A 14548-nucleotide genomic window follows, 5' to 3' on the forward strand; every position below is an offset into this window, starting at 1 on the left:
ACAAGTTAAATGGAGAGTTGGATGTCGAGCATAAAGCAGGCGAGCGTCGCCAAATTTAAAGCAAAAGAGGCCGTCATCGGTATCGTCGGTCTTGGATACGTCGGCCTGCCTTTGATGCTGCGTTATAATGCGATTGGGTTTAAAGTCATTGGCCTTGATATCGATAGTTCAAAAGTTGAACTGCTGAATTCAGGTAAAAGTTACATCGAGCACATTCCTGGCGAAAAAATCGAAGCCGCTTGCCGAAATGGGTTTGAAGCCACTACGGATTTTACTCGTGTGCCTGAGTGTGATGCACTGATTCTCTGTGTGCCGACACCATTAAATAAATATCGCGAACCCGATATGAGTTTTGTGATAAATACGACTGATGCGATAAAGCCTTATTTAAGGGCAGGTCAGGTCGTTTCTCTTGAAAGTACAACTTATCCGGGCACGACAGAAGAAGAGCTGCTGCCACGTGTCCAGGAGAAGGGCTTGCGTGTTGGTGAGAATATCTTCCTGGTCTATTCTCCGGAGCGCGAAGATCCGGGCAATCCGAACTTTGAAACCCGTACCATTCCAAAGGTAATCGGAGGGCATACGCCTGAATGCCTCGAGGTCGGTGTCGCTCTCTATGAACACGCGATTGACCAGGTTGTACAGGTCAGCTCTACCAAAGCAGCTGAAATGACCAAACTGCTGGAGAATATCCACCGTGCGGTCAATATCGGCTTGGTGAATGAGATGAAGGTGGTCGCTGACCGCATGGGCATCGATATTTTTGAAGTGGTCGACGCCGCTGCGACCAAGCCCTTCGGCTTTACTGCCTACTATCCGGGCCCTGGTCTAGGCGGTCACTGCATTCCAATCGACCCGTTCTACCTGACTTGGAAAGCCCGTGAGTATGGTTTGCATACACGCTTTATCGAACTTTCAGGTGAAGTCAACCAGGCCATGCCGGAGTACGTTCTGAACAAGTTGATGGACGGCTTGAATGAGCGCGGTAAGCCTTTGAAAGGCAGCAAAATTCTGGTACTTGGTATCGCCTACAAGAAAAACGTAGATGATATGCGTGAGTCGCCTTCGGTTGAAATCATGGAACTGATCGAGGCCAAAGGAGGCGTCGTCGGCTACTCCGACCCGCACGTCTTGAAATTTCCGAAGATGCGCGAGCACCACTTTGACCTTTCCAGTGAGCCTCTGACCGCTGAAGTCCTAAAAGCTTATGATGCAGTCATCCTGGCCACCGACCACGATAAGTTCGACTATGAGCTTATCAGTCAACATGCTCAACTGATCATCGATAGTCGTGGTAAATATCGCGCCCCTCAATCGAATATTATCAAAGCTTGATGACAGGAGAGTTCTGGATGAAACGTTTTGCTCTAATCGGTGCTGCCGGTTATATCGCCCCCCGCCATATGCGTGCCATCAAGGATACCGGCAATACATTGGTGTCTGCTTATGACATCAATGATTCGGTAGGGATCATCGACAGCATTTCACCGCAAAGCGAATTCTTTACCGAGTTCGAGTTCTTCCTTGATCACGCCCACAGCCTCAAGCGCGACCCAGCGACCGCCTTGGATTACGTGTCGATTTGCTCGCCCAACTACCTGCACCACCCGCAAATCGCCGCCGGCCTGCGATTGGGCTGTGATGTGATCTGCGAAAAACCGCTGGTGCCGACCCCGCAGCAGTTGGACCAGTTGGCCCTGATCGAGCAGGAAACCGGCAAGCGCCTGTTCAACATCCTGCAACTGCGTCATCACCAGGCAATCATTGCCTTGAAGGACAAGGTTGCCCGCGAGAACAACCCGCACAAGTACGAAGTCGACCTGACGTACATCACTTCCCGCGGCAAGTGGTACCTGCAAAGCTGGAAAGGTGACCCACGCAAGTCGTTTGGCGTAGCCACCAACATCGGCGTGCACTTCTACGACATGCTGCATTTCATCTTCGGCAAGTTGCAGCGTAACGTTGTGCACTTCACTTCCGAACACAAGGCGGCGGGTTACCTGGAGTACGAGAAAGCACGCGTACGCTGGTTCCTGTCGGTCGACGCCAACGACCTGCCGGAATCGGTGAAGGGTAAGAAGCCGACTTACCGTTCGATTACCGTCAACGGTGAGGAAATGGAGTTCTCCGAAGGCTTCACTGACCTGCACACCACCAGCTACGAGGAAATCCTGGCTGGTCGTGGTTATGGCATCGAGGATGCTCGCCACTGCGTGGAGACGGTCAATACCATTCGCAGTGCGGCCATCGTCGTGGCTGCGGACAACGAAGCGCATCCGTTCGTCCAAGCCCTTTCTCGCTGACCGGCGGGACAGCACGGGTGGCTTTGCCACCCGTTTTCAAGTTTCCCAAGCAGGATCGCGAGCCAGCGTGTCGAACGATAATTCCAACAAGCCAAACGACGCGGGTGCGATGCGCCACGCGCGCAGTATTCGTTTCGATGTTCAGGGCTTGCGTGCAATCGCGGTACTGGCGGTCATGCTTTATCACGCCAATAGTGGCTGGCTGAAAGCCGGCTATGTTGGCGTCGACATCTTTTTTGTCATCTCTGGCTTCATCATAACGGCATTGTTGACCGAGCGAAGCGACAAGGTCGATCTCGTTTCATTCTATGCGAGCCGCATCAAGCGCATTCTGCCGGCGTATTTCGTCATGCTGGTGGTGATTTGCGCGCTGTCCGCGCTTCTGTTTCTGCCTGATGACTTTGCATTTTTTCTCGATAGCCTGAAGTCCTCGGCGTTGTTTATCAGCAACCAGTACTTCTCTGGCTTCGGCAGTTATTTCGCGCCGCGGGCCGATGAGTTGCCGCTTCTGCATACCTGGTCCTTGGCCATCGAGATGCAGTTCTATCTGTTCTTCCCAGTGCTGGTTATTTGCTTGCCAAAGCAATGGCGTCTCATGGCGTTTGCCTTGCTAGCCGCCAGTCTGTTTGCCTGGAGCGGCTACCGTGGACTGGGCGAATCGCAAGATGGGATGTACTTTGCCCTGTCGGCACGGATTCCCGAGTTCATGGTGGGTGCCATCGTTGCCTTGCTGATGCGCCAGCGTGAGCTGCCCATGTTACTTGCAAGCGTGTTCGGTGGGCTGGGCGCAATCCTGCTGGCTTGGGCGGTGCTGGCTATCGATAAGCAACACTTCCCAGGTTTCTGGAGCATCCTGCCTTGTGTCGCGGCAGGGCTGCTCATCGCCGCCCGACGTGGCCCGGTCAGCGCGTTGCTGGCCACTCGACCGATGGTCTGGATCGGCGGCATTTCCTATTCGTTGTACCTGTGGCATTGGCCGGTGCTGGCGTTCATTCGCTATTACACGGGGCAGTATGAGCTGACGGCTGCATGGTTGCCGATTTTCGTGGCCAGCTCTGTACTGTTGGGATGGCTTTCCTATCGCTTGGTCGAAACACCCGCCAGAAATACTTCCGGCATGCGCCAGGCACCCAAGTGGGCTGTAACCGGTGCTGTGGTCGTGCTGGTGGCGTGGGGTGGGCAACGTGTCAACGCCTGGTTGGTCGCTCCGTTGCCTGTGGAACTCACCCGTTATGCTGCTCCGGAGCTTATCTGCCATGGCACCCAAGTGGGCGCGTGCAAGCGAGGCAAGGCGGATGCCGAAGTGTCCGTCCTGGTAATTGGCGATAGCCATGCAGCCCAATTGAACTACTTCTTCGACCAGGTGGGCGAAGAGCAGGGCGTTGCTTACCGTGTGCTCACTGCCAGCAGTTGCGTGCCTATCCCCGGCTTCGATTTTGAACGCCTGCCAGCCTGGGCGCAAAAACCTTGCCGCGCGCAGATCGAGGCGGTGGCTCGTGAGTTGCCGAAGGTGGAGCGGGTGATCGTCGCAGGTATGTGGCAGTACCAGATGCAGAGCCAGGCATTCGCCAAGGAGTTTGCTGAGTTTCTCGCCGATACTGCTGGGGCCCATAAACACATCGTGGTGCTTGCTCAGGTACCAATGTTTGAAACAGACGTGCAGCGGGTAAGGCGTTTTACCGAGCTTGGCCTGCCGGCGCCATTGACATTCAATCGCGAGTGGCAGGTTGCCAACCAGCAAGTTCAGGCCATTGTCGATCGCACGCCGGGCGTGCGTTTCCTGGACTTTTCCAATAGCAGCTTCTTTGCCGCTGCGCCTTATCAGCAAGGCTTGCTCATCTACCGTGACAGCCACCACCTCAACGAGGTAGGCGCAAGTCGTTATGGGCACTATGCTGCCGAGCAACTGCAGCGTGCTTTCGATCAACCTCAGTCTAATGTGAGTCTGAAGCCATGAATTACTATCAGCACCCAAGCGCGATCGTCGATGAGGGCGCGCAGATCGGTGAGAACTCCCGTGTCTGGCACTTTGTTCATGTTTGCGGGGGCGCCCGCATCGGTGTCGGCGTTTCGCTCGGTCAGAATGTGTTTGTGGGCAACAAAGTCGTGATCGGCGACCGCTGCAAGGTCCAGAATAATGTGTCGGTCTACGACAATGTCACGCTGGAAGAGGGCGTGTTCTGTGGCCCTAGCATGGTCTTCACCAATGTCTACAACCCGCGTTCGCTGATCGAGCGCAAGGACCAGTACCTCGATACGCTGGTAAAAAAGGGCGCGACGCTTGGCGCCAATTGCACCATTGTCTGCGGCGTTACCATTGGTGAATATGCCTTCGTCGGTGCCGGCGCGGTCATCAACAAGGATGTACCGGCCTATGCATTGATGGTGGGCGTGCCCGCACGGCAGATTGGCTGGATGAGCGAATTTGGCGAGCAATTGCAGTTGAACGAGCAGGGCGAGGCCTTCTGCTCGCATACGGGGGCGCGCTACGTGCTGAACGGAAAACTTTTGAACAAGACGGATGCCTGAGCATGATTGAATTCATTGACCTGAAAAGCCAGCAAGTACGTATCAAGGACAAGATCGACGCCGGCATCCAGCGTGTCTTGAGCCACGGCCAGTACATTCTTGGCCCAGAGGTAGCGGAACTCGAGGAAAAACTTGCTCAGTTTGTTGGCGCCAAACACTGCATAACCTGCGCGAATGGCACAGACGCCTTGCAAATCGCTCAAATGGCGCTGGGAATTGGGCCAGGTGACGAAGTTATAACACCAGGTTTCACCTATATTGCGACCGCCGAAACAGTTGCCTTACTCGGTGCAAAACCGGTGTATGTGGATATTGACCCACGCACATATAATCTTGACCCGCAAAAGCTGGAAGCAGCAATTACCCCGTGCACGAAAGCTATCATTCCGGTTTCTCTATACGGGCAGTGTGCAGACTACGATGCGATTAATGCGATTGCCGCTAAATATTCAATCCCAGTAATCGAAGACGCAGCACAAAGCTTCGGCGCTACCTACAAAGGGAAACGCTCCTGCAACCTCACCACAATAGCGTGTACTAGTTTTTTTCCAAGCAAACCGCTGGGATGCTATGGGGACGGTGGCGCGATTTTTACCAATGATGACGAACTGGCAAAAGTACTGCGTCAGATTGCCCGACACGGGCAGGACCGCCGCTATCATCATGTGCGCGTAGGAGTTAATAGTCGCCTGGATACGCTGCAAGCGGCAATTCTCCTGCCTAAACTCGAAATTTTTGAAGCGGAGCTTGAGCAACGTCAACGTGTTGCAAAATTGTATGATGAGACACTCAAGGCCTTAGGTGTAAAGACAACCCCTTATGTGGAGGAGTGGAACACTAGTGCCTATGCTCAATATACAATTCTCGTTGGCGAGCGTGATCAGTTACAAGAGAAGTTAAAGAAACAGGGAATTCCGACGGCTGTTCATTACCCTATCCCGCTGAACAAGCAGCCTGCTGTGGCCGATGCAAGCGCCCATTTACCTACGGGAGATCGCATTGCAGAACAAGTCATGAGTTTGCCCATGCATCCTTATCTGGATGACGAAGGTGTGGCAGCTATTTGTGCTGCGGTAGCTGGTTAAGCCATGTATATTTCTTTAAAAGTTGATAAAGCAACTTTTTTGAATGCATTGTACTTTTTTATATATTTTGTCCTGTTGCTATGGATGAATAATAATTATCTGTACTTGTTGTATGACTATATGGGGGCCGCCCAGAAAAGCTTGGATGGCCTTCAGGTAGCGTACTTGCTGTTTTTAGCCGTGGGCAGTTCTCTCTTATGCGGTTCAAGTATAAGCAAACCAGGGGACATTGTTGTAGCATTGTTGTTTTTGGTAATCGTACCTCATGCGCTTGTTTTGAACGGGGCAAACGCATTTTACCCAGAGGCTAGTCCATTCTCTGGGTTGTGCTTGTCTGTTTTAATGGGCGTTGTCCTTGTTTCACTTATTAATAAAATTAAGTTTCGTCGTGATGGGGGGCAGTCCAGTAGTGGTGAGAGATATCTGTTTATTGTTTCGGTAATTAATATATTGGTTTTGGTATTTATTTTACTAAAAAGTATGTCGTTTTTCTCCCTCGACTTCTCAGGGCAATACCTTCGGCGTTCAATCGCGCGTGATGTTTTTTCAGCAGGAAGCATGGATGGTTATATTTCGTCGATAGGAACACAGGCGTTCTTTCCTGTTCTATTTGCTTGGGGGGTTTACAAGAAATCTAAATTCTTCTTTTGGCTAGGAGTCATTAACGTTTTGGTCTTATGGGGGGCATTTGGACAGAAATATCCCTTTGTTGTTTTGTTTTTGGTTTATGTTCTGATGACCTATTTTAGATATTATGGGAAGGTCAATATCTCCTGGTTGTTGTTCGGTGCAGTAGGCTTGTTGGTCGCGGGTTTTCTTGAGTTCGAGCTTATGGGGTATTCTTATCTGAATGACTACTTGATTCGGCGCGCCTATACCGTGCCCTCCACAATGTTGGGGGCTGCGGAGCTATTTTACGACTCGTACGGGATTAATAATTATAGCGATACAGCTATAGGTCTTTTGTCAGGTTTTAGTAAGAGCGAATCGATTACGTTTCGAATTGGAGAGTATATTTATAATAATTCGGAAACTAATGCAAATGTGAATTTTTTTGCGGTGGCCTATCTGAGGCTTGGATACACAGCTGTGATAATCGAGGCTTTTATTGTCGGCGCGATTGTCATGCTGCTGAATCTTCTTTATATGAAGCGTTCCATGTTCATTGCGATGCCCGTTGCATTGCTCTTCGTAACGAAAATTGTTGAGCAGTCGTTACCAACGGTTTTGTTGGGTTCAGGTATTTTCTTCATGCTCTTGCTTCTTATGTTGATGGCTTTCTCTAGAGAGCCCATGGTCAGAACTAGGAGCGTAGCTTGAAGAGTCAATTTTTTTCTCGAGTAAGAAGTGTGCTCATCGGGACTTTAGGGGCCCAGTTGATATCGTTGGGCGTGATGCTGCTTCTGGTAAGACTGTACTCTCCCGAAGAATTGGGCTCATTTAACGTTTGGCTTTCATTCGCTACGATAATGGCTGTTTTGGTCACCGGGCGTTATGAGTTGGCGTTATTCAGCGGTAATGCAAATGATGATTCAAAATCAATCATTAAACTGGTCTTGCTGATAACCGTCGCGCTGTCGATTTTGGCTACGTTTGTAATCGTGGTGACGAGTTCGTTTGTTGAGGAAATTCCGCCGGTAGTTAAAAGTTACTCCCTTGCCCTGGCTGTTGTTGTCTTTGGCATGGGCGCTAACAAAGGAGTTCTTTCGTTATTAGCTTTTCAACAAGCCTTTAACAAGCTTGGCGTTGCCAGAATCGCTCTGGCGGGTGCTATCGCTGTGGCACAGGTTCTGGCTGGTTATTTCGCGTTGGGAGTCAGCGGCCTAATCTACGGCCAATCGATTGGCGTACTATTGGCTACGCTATTGGTATTTTTTTGGTTTGATCGCTCTTGGCTAAAAGCATGTTTTGGCGAAAGTATTGGTTCAGTAAGAAGTGTCGCGTATAGGTACAGAGACTTTCCAAAGTTCTCGCTGCCTGCTGATCTGATCAACACCATCGCCAGTCAACTACCTGTCATCTTGATAGCCTCCCGGTTTGGCGCGGAAGCTGCGGGTTGGTTTGCACTAACAATAAAAATGATGGGAGCGCCCATTACCCTGCTTGCTACTTCAGTCTTGGATGTGTTTAAAGAGCAAGCTGCTCGGGATTACAGGATTACAGGTTCTTGCCGGTCCGTTTTCTTGCGTACTTTCGTTGTCTTGGCCCTATTAGCCTTCCCCCCATTTCTATTGTTTTGGTGGCTGGGGGAGTGGGCGTTCATGTTTGTATTTGGTACAGAATGGATTGAGTCAGGGAAGTATGCAATTTTGCTTATTCCCATGTTTTATATGCGTTTTGTCGTGAGCCCCTTAAGTTACACCATCTATATTGCCCAACGACAAGGATTGGATCTGATTTGGCAACTGGGATTACTGGTCATCACTACGGCATGCTTTCTGCTTGCGGAGGAGGTGACAGAAGCCCTGTGGTGGTACTCGGCGAGCTATGCCATAATGTACGTTATTTATTTTGCGATGTCATATCGTTGTGCTAAGGGAGTTTCCTCATGATTGTAGTGGTCGATTATGGTGTGGGGAATATAGCCTCGGTACTGAATATGTTGAAGCGAGTTGGGGCGAAGGCCAAGGCCTCCAATCTCGTCGATGATATTGTAAACGCAGAAAAGCTGATTTTGCCCGGCGTTGGCGCGTTCGATGCCGGAATGAAGACCTTGCGTGAGAGTGGTCTCATAGATGTACTTAATCAACAGGTGCTTGGCGCTCGTAAACCTGTGATGGGAGTATGCTTGGGATCGCAGATGCTAGGACGTCGTTCTGAGGAGGGTGTCGAGCCAGGATTAGGCTGGATTGATATGGATATCAAGCGATTTGAGAAGCGTCCTGAGCGAAAAGTGCCTCACATGGGGTGGAGCCATGTTTCATGTAATTATGATCATCCATTGGTACGAGGTCTGACAGACGAAAGTCGCTATTATTTTGTCCACGGCTATTATATGTGCCCCGACAATGAGTGCGATACTCTTTTGACGGCCGATTATGGGCAAAAATTTACGGCTGCGGTCGCCAAGGATAATATTTTCGGTTTTCAGTTCCATCCTGAAAAGAGCCATCGCTTCGGCATGCAGCTTTTCAAGAATTTCGTCGAGTTAATCTGATGCAGAGAAAACGCGTAATTCCATGTTTGCTGTTAAAAGACAGAGGCCTGGTTAAAACGGTGAAGTTTAAGTCTCCGAAATATGTGGGCGACCCTGTTAATGCCATTCGTATTTTCAATGAAAAAGAAGTCGATGAGCTGGTTTTGCTAGATATAGAGGCGTCTCTATCAGGTCGTGAACCTGACTATGAGTTGTTAGCAGAAGTGGCTGGCGAGTGTTTCATGCCTATTTGTTACGGTGGTGGTATTCGTACGCTTGAGCACGCACAACGCGTCTTTGCTTTGGGTGTTGAAAAGATAGCTTTGAATACCGCAGCTTTGGCTGACGTCGAGCTTCTTCGAAAAATAGCTGATCAATTCGGTTCTCAAAGTGTCGTCTGTTCTATCGATTGTAAAAAGAGTTTGTTGGGCCGCTATTCGGTCTATTCTCAATCAGGCACGAAAGATACCAAGATTTCACCAGTCGAATGGGCAAAACGGGTCGAGGATGCCGGCGCCGGGGAAATATTCCTGAATTCCATAGACCGTGATGGAACTATGCAAGGGTTTGATATACCGCTCATCAAATCGGTTGTTGCTGGGGTGCATATACCCGTCGTCGCATGTGGTGGGGCGGGTTCAATAGCCGATCTTAACGAACCTTTTGAACAAGCAGGCGTGTCTGCGGTCGCAGCAGGAAGTTTTTTTGTTTTTCACGGAAAGCATAAAGCGGTTTTGATAAGTTATCCGGATCTTAATCAGTCCATGTCCGGAAATAAATAAATTGCTTTTCTTGAATCTTGGCGAGTATGTAGATCATATTTGTACCGTCATGATTGATTTGAAGGCGAAAAGTAATTGTGATGAATTCAAGAGGGAAGACTGTGTATAAAGTATGTTCACGCTGTGTGATGGATGAGACTGACGCGAATATCAAGTTTGACGAGCATGGCGTTTGCAATCATTGTCATAAATTTGATGAGGTGCAGTCTCTTCAATTATTTGGCGGGGTCGATGGAAAGACCCGGCTGCAAAACATTGTGGACAAGATAAAAAAGGAAGGAGCTGGTAAGGAATACGATTGCATTATCGGGTTGAGTGGCGGAGTTGACAGTTCTTACCTGGCTGTAAAGATCAAGGATTTCGGGTTGCGCCCATTAGTAGTGCACGTCGATGCAGGTTGGAACAGCGAGCTTGCAGTTAGCAATATCGAGAAAATTATTAAATATTGTGGATACGATCTTCATACCCACGTCATGAACTGGGAGGAAATGCGTGACTTGCAGCTTTCTTACATGAAAGCTGCAGTAGCTAATCAAGACGTTCCTCAAGATCATGCATTTTTTTCGAGTATGTATCACTTCGCGGTAAAGAATGATATCAAATACATTCTGAGCGGTGGGAATCTTGCAACCGAGGCAGTATTTCCGGACTCCTGGCACGGGAGTGCGATGGATGCTATTAACTTAAAAGATATTCATAGGACGTACGGTTCCAAGCCTTTGCGTGATTATAAGACTATTAGCTTTTTTGAATACTATTTTTGGTATCCTTTTGCTAAAGGAATGCGCACTGTAAGACCGCTGAATTTCATGGAGTATGATAAGCGTGAAGCGGAAAAGTACCTTCAGGAAACAGTGGGGTATAGATCATATGCACGCAAGCATGGTGAATCTATTTTCACTAAGCTGTTTCAGAACTATTATCTCCCTACCAAATTTGGTTATGACAAGCGTAAGCTGCACTATTCCAGCATGATTCTTTCTGGTCAGATGTCACGTGAGGAAGCGATTGTTAAGCTTGCAGAGCCTTTATATGCTGCAGATGAACTAGAAAATGATATTGACTATTTCTGTAAGAAAATGCGAGTTAATCGCCAGCAATTCGATGAGTTAATGCAAGCCCCAATCCATGACTACTCTGATTTTAAGAGTTGGGATAAGTTGCAGGGGATTGCTAAAAAGTCTCAAGTCTTCCTGCAGAAGATTCTGGGACGGCGTCTCAGCGTTTATTCTTAAAAATATAATAATGGAGACGCCTTTTTTGAAAGTGGCACATGTAACTTCAGCTCATTCTCGTTTCGATATCCGCATTTTTCAGAAAGAATGCAAAACATTGGCTGCGTATGGTTATGACGTTTCGTTAGTAGTTGCTGATGGTAAGGGTGATGAAAGGGCTGGTGGAGTCAATATTGTCGACGTGGGATTCTTGCGTGGACGCTTGAATCGAATGTTCAAGACTACCAAGATGGTTTACAAAAAAGCTGCCTCTCTCCAGGCAGATGTTTATCATTTGCACGATCCTGAGTTGATTCCAGTCGGGCTGAAATTAAAGAAACTTGGGAAAATTGTAATTTTTGATTCCCATGAAGATGTTCCTAAGCAAATACTAAGTAAACCTTACTTGCGCCCGATAGCACGCAGAGTTATTTCTTTTTTATTTTCTGTTTATGAGCGTTTCGCCTGTCGTAAGATGGACGGAATTTTGACCGCGACGCCATATATACGAGATAAATTCTTGTCTATCAATGCGAATGTTGTGGATATTAATAACTTTCCCTTGGTGGGCGAACTTGCTGCTGATGTCACGTGGGGCGAGAAACAACGAGAAGTTTGCTACGTGGGCGGGATCACTTCGATCAGAGGTATTCGAGAAGTTGTTGAGGGGATGGGGCTTGTTCACACAGCCTCGCGGTTGAACCTAGTGGGTAATTTTTCTGAGCCTGGTGTTGAGGCTGATGTTAAGAAAAAAAATGGATGGTCCTCCGTTAACCAATGTGGTCAATTGGGTCGTTCCGAAGTACGTGATATTTTGGGGCGGTCGGCTGCAGGCTTGGTAACGTTTTATCCGCTGCCCAATCATGTCGATGCCCAGCCTAATAAGATGTTCGAGTATATGTCTTCGGGAATCCCGGTTATCGCTTCTAATTTTCCTCTGTGGCGTGAAATTATTGAGGGAAATGACTGTGGGATTTGTGTAGACCCGCTGAACCCGCAGTCTATTGCCGACGCGATTGATTTTATAATAGAGAACCCCGAACGTGCCGAACAGATGGGGCGTAACGGTCAGAAGGCCGTCACTGAGCGCTATAACTGGGACGTTGAAGGGCGTCGATTACTGAAGTTTTACGCTGATTTGGCCAAAGGATAAAAATATGAAACTTCTCACGATTATTGGTGCTCGACCTCAGTTTATCAAGGCCAGCGTTGTGTCCAAGGCTATTATTGAGCAAGGTGGATTGTCCGAAAAAATCATCCATACTGGTCAGCATTTTGATGCCAATATGTCGGAGATTTTTTTTGACCAGCTGGGTATTCCCAGGCCGGATTTTCAATTAGATATCCATGGCGGTACACATGGTGAAATGACTGGCCGAATGCTGATGGAAATTGAGCGGGTCATGATTCAGGAGAAACCGGATCGGGTGCTGGTTTACGGGGATACGAACTCGACCCTGGCGGGTGCTTTAGCAGCGGCTAAGCTTCATATTCCAGTGGCTCATATTGAAGCCGGCCTGCGGAGTTTTAATATGCGTATGCCCGAGGAGATCAATCGTATTTTGACTGATCAGATGAGTGATCTTCTTTTTTGTCCTACGCAAACGGCGATTAATAATCTGGCTAAGGAAGGTTTTTCGGACAAGCCTGTAAAAATATGGAATTCAGGCGATGTCATGCAGGACAGCGCTATGTTCTTTGCTCGTCGTGCGTCTCAGCCGGAGGGTTTCGATATTTCTGAAGGTTTTGTCCTGGCCACATTACATAGAGCGGAAAACACCGATGACCCTGTTAGGTTGAAGTCTATCGTTGATGCGCTGAATACCATTCATAATACAGTGGCGCCGGTTGTATTACCTTTGCATCCTCGTACCCGGAACATGATTCAAAAAACAGGTCTCGCATTGGAGGTCAATCTGATTGATCCAGTCGGGTACTTGGAGATGATCTGGCTCCTTCAACGCTGTGGTTTGGTATTAACTGATAGTGGTGGTGTCCAGAAAGAGGCTTTCTTCTTTTCAAGACCTTGCGTAACCATGCGCGACCAAACCGAATGGGTCGAACTCGTTGAGTCGGGGGCGAATGTTTTGTGCGGTGCTGATTCTGGTTTAATTATTGCTGCAGTACGTGATGGCATCAACCGCATCGTGCATGACAACGAGAACTTATACGGTGGCGGGCAGGCTGCGTCATTTATAGCTGACTGTCTTTCTCACTCATGAGTGCTCATGAGTTTGGTAAGCGCTTATGGTCGTGTTGGGAAGCACAATGAATATTTGGTATATCAACCCTTATGCTGGTGGCCCTGGGGTTGGGCGCTATTGGCGTTCCTTTTATCTGGCGAACGCATGGCAAGCTCAGGGACATGATGTGGAGATAATCACGCCTGGCTATCATCATTTGATGGACGACGACTCAGGGAAGTCTGGATGCCAGGTGCTGGAAGGCGTTTCATATAACTTTGTTCCGGCCCTTAAATACAAAGGGAACGGCTTGGGCCGATTTTTGTCCATGTTGTGTTTCGGCTTTTTTCTCTTCTTTTTTCTTTTGCGTTTGGGACTGAAGAAGCGGCCGGATCTTGTTTTGTATTCTTCTGCGCATCCCTTTGGGTATCCTGCTGCCTTTCTATGTGCAAAGTTATTCAGATCGAAGATTCTATTTGAGGTTAGGGATATCTGGCCATTGAGTTTGGTGGAAATTGCCGGATTTAATAAATTTCATCCCATTGTTGTGGTGTTGTCGCTTATTGAGAGGTTCGCATACTTTTCAGCTGATGCTGTGATTTCCCTTTTACCGGGTGCCAAGCAGCACATGGTGTCACGAGGAATGAAACCAGGGAAGTTCAGATACGTTCCTAATGGATTTTCGCTTGATGATGTAAATGCTAGCAGTAAATCTCAAGGGGGTAATTTATTAGATGACTTGACGAGATATAAATCACAGGGCGATTTTTTGTTTTTTTATGCCGGAGCCTTGGGGGAGCCCAATGCGATGCACCTGTTTTTGGATGCGTTGCTTTTTTTTAAGATTCCAGAAGGCTTGTCAGTAAAATTTATTATCGTTGGCAAGGGCGAGCAAAGTGCCGAGCTTAATGCTCGCTGTCGGAAACTTGGTTACGAATTCGTTGTTTTTTATCCACAGGTCGATAAAGCAGAGATCCAGCAGGCTCTTCGCATTGTCGATGTCGGTTTTTTTGTTATGCATGACCTGCCTATTTACAGGTTTGGCGTGAGTTTGAACAAGCTTTATGATTACATGGCTGCCGGGATCCCGGTCATTGCTTCTTATAATGCCTTTAATGATCCAATAAAACAGGCTGGTTGTGGTATGTCTGTGCTTCCCGGTCAACCTGAGCAGCTTGCACATGCGTTCCAGGAGATGTTGTTGCTTGATGAGACTGTTTTGCGTGAGATGGGCGCGAAAGGTCGCGTTTTTCTGGAGGCTAATTTTGAGTATACGTCTCTGGCTCGGCGGATTCTGGAAAATTAATTAAGGTGCA

The 14548-nt window shown here is 48.4% G+C and carries 13 protein-coding genes; all 13 read left to right on the forward strand.

Annotation, left to right across the window (positions count from 1 at the left end; translation table 11 throughout):
• The first annotated feature begins 21 nt into the window (after positions 1 to 21).
• Positions 22 to 1335, forward strand: coding sequence for a UDP-N-acetyl-D-glucosamine 6-dehydrogenase (wbpA, locus tag DTP52_RS00665; protein WP_109751403.1), 1314 nt, complete (start codon positions 22 to 24; stop codon positions 1333 to 1335).
• Positions 1336 to 1352: 17 nt separating this feature from the next.
• On the forward strand, positions 1353 to 2303 hold the full coding sequence (gene wbpB / locus DTP52_RS00670; RefSeq protein ID WP_025569682.1) for a UDP-N-acetyl-2-amino-2-deoxy-D-glucuronate oxidase: 951 nt from the start codon (positions 1353 to 1355) through the stop codon (positions 2301 to 2303).
• Between the two features lie 109 nt (positions 2304 to 2412).
• Positions 2413 to 4260, forward strand: coding sequence for an acyltransferase family protein (locus tag DTP52_RS00675; protein ID WP_109751833.1), 1848 nt, complete (start codon positions 2413 to 2415; stop codon positions 4258 to 4260).
• On the forward strand, positions 4257 to 4832 hold the full coding sequence (gene wbpD, locus DTP52_RS00680; RefSeq protein ID WP_025569685.1) for a UDP-2-acetamido-3-amino-2,3-dideoxy-D-glucuronate N-acetyltransferase: 576 nt from the start codon (positions 4257 to 4259) through the stop codon (positions 4830 to 4832). Before DTP52_RS00675 ends, wbpD begins: the two co-directional genes overlap by 4 nt.
• 2 nt (positions 4833 to 4834) lie before the next feature.
• Positions 4835 to 5917, forward strand: a complete 1083-nt coding sequence (locus tag DTP52_RS00685; protein WP_109751404.1) for a DegT/DnrJ/EryC1/StrS aminotransferase family protein — start codon at positions 4835 to 4837, stop codon at positions 5915 to 5917.
• A gap of 3 nt (positions 5918 to 5920) precedes the next feature.
• A complete protein-coding gene (locus tag DTP52_RS00690) occupies positions 5921 to 7237 on the forward strand; it encodes a polymerase (protein ID WP_109751405.1) in 1317 nt (438 codons plus the stop codon).
• Positions 7234 to 8469, forward strand: a complete 1236-nt coding sequence (locus tag DTP52_RS00695) for an oligosaccharide flippase family protein (protein ID WP_218278346.1) — start codon at positions 7234 to 7236, stop codon at positions 8467 to 8469. The genes DTP52_RS00690 and DTP52_RS00695 overlap by 4 nt, the downstream gene beginning before the upstream one ends.
• Positions 8466 to 9074, forward strand: coding sequence for an imidazole glycerol phosphate synthase subunit HisH (hisH, locus tag DTP52_RS00700; RefSeq protein WP_025569771.1), 609 nt, complete (start codon positions 8466 to 8468; stop codon positions 9072 to 9074). Before DTP52_RS00695 ends, hisH begins: the two co-directional genes overlap by 4 nt.
• Positions 9074 to 9835 carry an AglZ/HisF2 family acetamidino modification protein gene (locus DTP52_RS00705; protein WP_109751406.1) on the forward strand — a complete coding sequence of 254 codons (762 nt, stop codon included), beginning with the start codon at positions 9074 to 9076 and terminating at the stop codon, positions 9833 to 9835. The genes hisH and DTP52_RS00705 overlap by 1 nt, the downstream gene beginning before the upstream one ends.
• Before the next feature lie 101 nt (positions 9836 to 9936).
• Positions 9937 to 11070, forward strand: a complete 1134-nt coding sequence (locus tag DTP52_RS00710; RefSeq protein WP_109751407.1) for an N-acetyl sugar amidotransferase — start codon at positions 9937 to 9939, stop codon at positions 11068 to 11070.
• Positions 11071 to 11101: 31 nt separating this feature from the next.
• Entirely contained in the window at positions 11102 to 12202 is a 1101-nt protein-coding gene (locus DTP52_RS00715; protein ID WP_371925582.1) for a glycosyltransferase family 4 protein, read from the forward strand.
• Between the two features lie 4 nt (positions 12203 to 12206).
• The gene (wecB, locus tag DTP52_RS00720) at positions 12207 to 13271 is read left to right on the forward strand and encodes a non-hydrolyzing UDP-N-acetylglucosamine 2-epimerase (RefSeq protein ID WP_109751409.1); all 1065 of its coding nucleotides are present in this window, start codon (positions 12207 to 12209) and stop codon (positions 13269 to 13271) included.
• Between the two features lie 46 nt (positions 13272 to 13317).
• Positions 13318 to 14538 (forward strand): glycosyltransferase family 4 protein, encoded by a 1221-nt coding sequence (locus DTP52_RS00725; protein ID WP_158285159.1) that lies wholly within the window; start codon positions 13318 to 13320, stop codon positions 14536 to 14538.
• Positions 14539 to 14548 lie beyond the last annotated feature (10 nt).

The sequence above is a fragment of the Pseudomonas sp. 43mfcvi1.1 genome, from assembly GCF_900115935.1.
GTDB lineage: Bacteria > Pseudomonadota > Gammaproteobacteria > Pseudomonadales > Pseudomonadaceae > Aquipseudomonas > Aquipseudomonas bijieensis.

What these genes read in the sequence shown, in the direction of transcription:
- wbpA (WP_109751403.1), top strand. Translation starts at nt 22, where the DNA reads ATGTCGAGCATAAAGCAGGCGAGCGTCGCCAAATTTAAAGCAAAAGAG.
- wbpB (WP_025569682.1), top strand. Translation starts at nt 1,353, where the DNA reads ATGAAACGTTTTGCTCTAATCGGTGCTGCCGGTTATATCGCCCCCCGC.
- DTP52_RS00675 (WP_109751833.1), top strand. Translation starts at nt 2,413, where the DNA reads ATGCGCCACGCGCGCAGTATTCGTTTCGATGTTCAGGGCTTGCGTGCA.
- wbpD (WP_025569685.1), top strand. Translation starts at nt 4,257, where the DNA reads ATGAATTACTATCAGCACCCAAGCGCGATCGTCGATGAGGGCGCGCAG.
- DTP52_RS00685 (WP_109751404.1), top strand. Translation starts at nt 4,835, where the DNA reads ATGATTGAATTCATTGACCTGAAAAGCCAGCAAGTACGTATCAAGGAC.
- DTP52_RS00690 (WP_109751405.1), top strand. Translation starts at nt 5,921, where the DNA reads ATGTATATTTCTTTAAAAGTTGATAAAGCAACTTTTTTGAATGCATTG.
- hisH (WP_025569771.1), top strand. Translation starts at nt 8,466, where the DNA reads ATGATTGTAGTGGTCGATTATGGTGTGGGGAATATAGCCTCGGTACTG.
- DTP52_RS00705 (WP_109751406.1), top strand. Translation starts at nt 9,074, where the DNA reads ATGCAGAGAAAACGCGTAATTCCATGTTTGCTGTTAAAAGACAGAGGC.
- wecB (WP_109751409.1), top strand. Translation starts at nt 12,207, where the DNA reads ATGAAACTTCTCACGATTATTGGTGCTCGACCTCAGTTTATCAAGGCC.
- DTP52_RS00725 (WP_158285159.1), top strand. Translation starts at nt 13,318, where the DNA reads ATGAATATTTGGTATATCAACCCTTATGCTGGTGGCCCTGGGGTTGGG.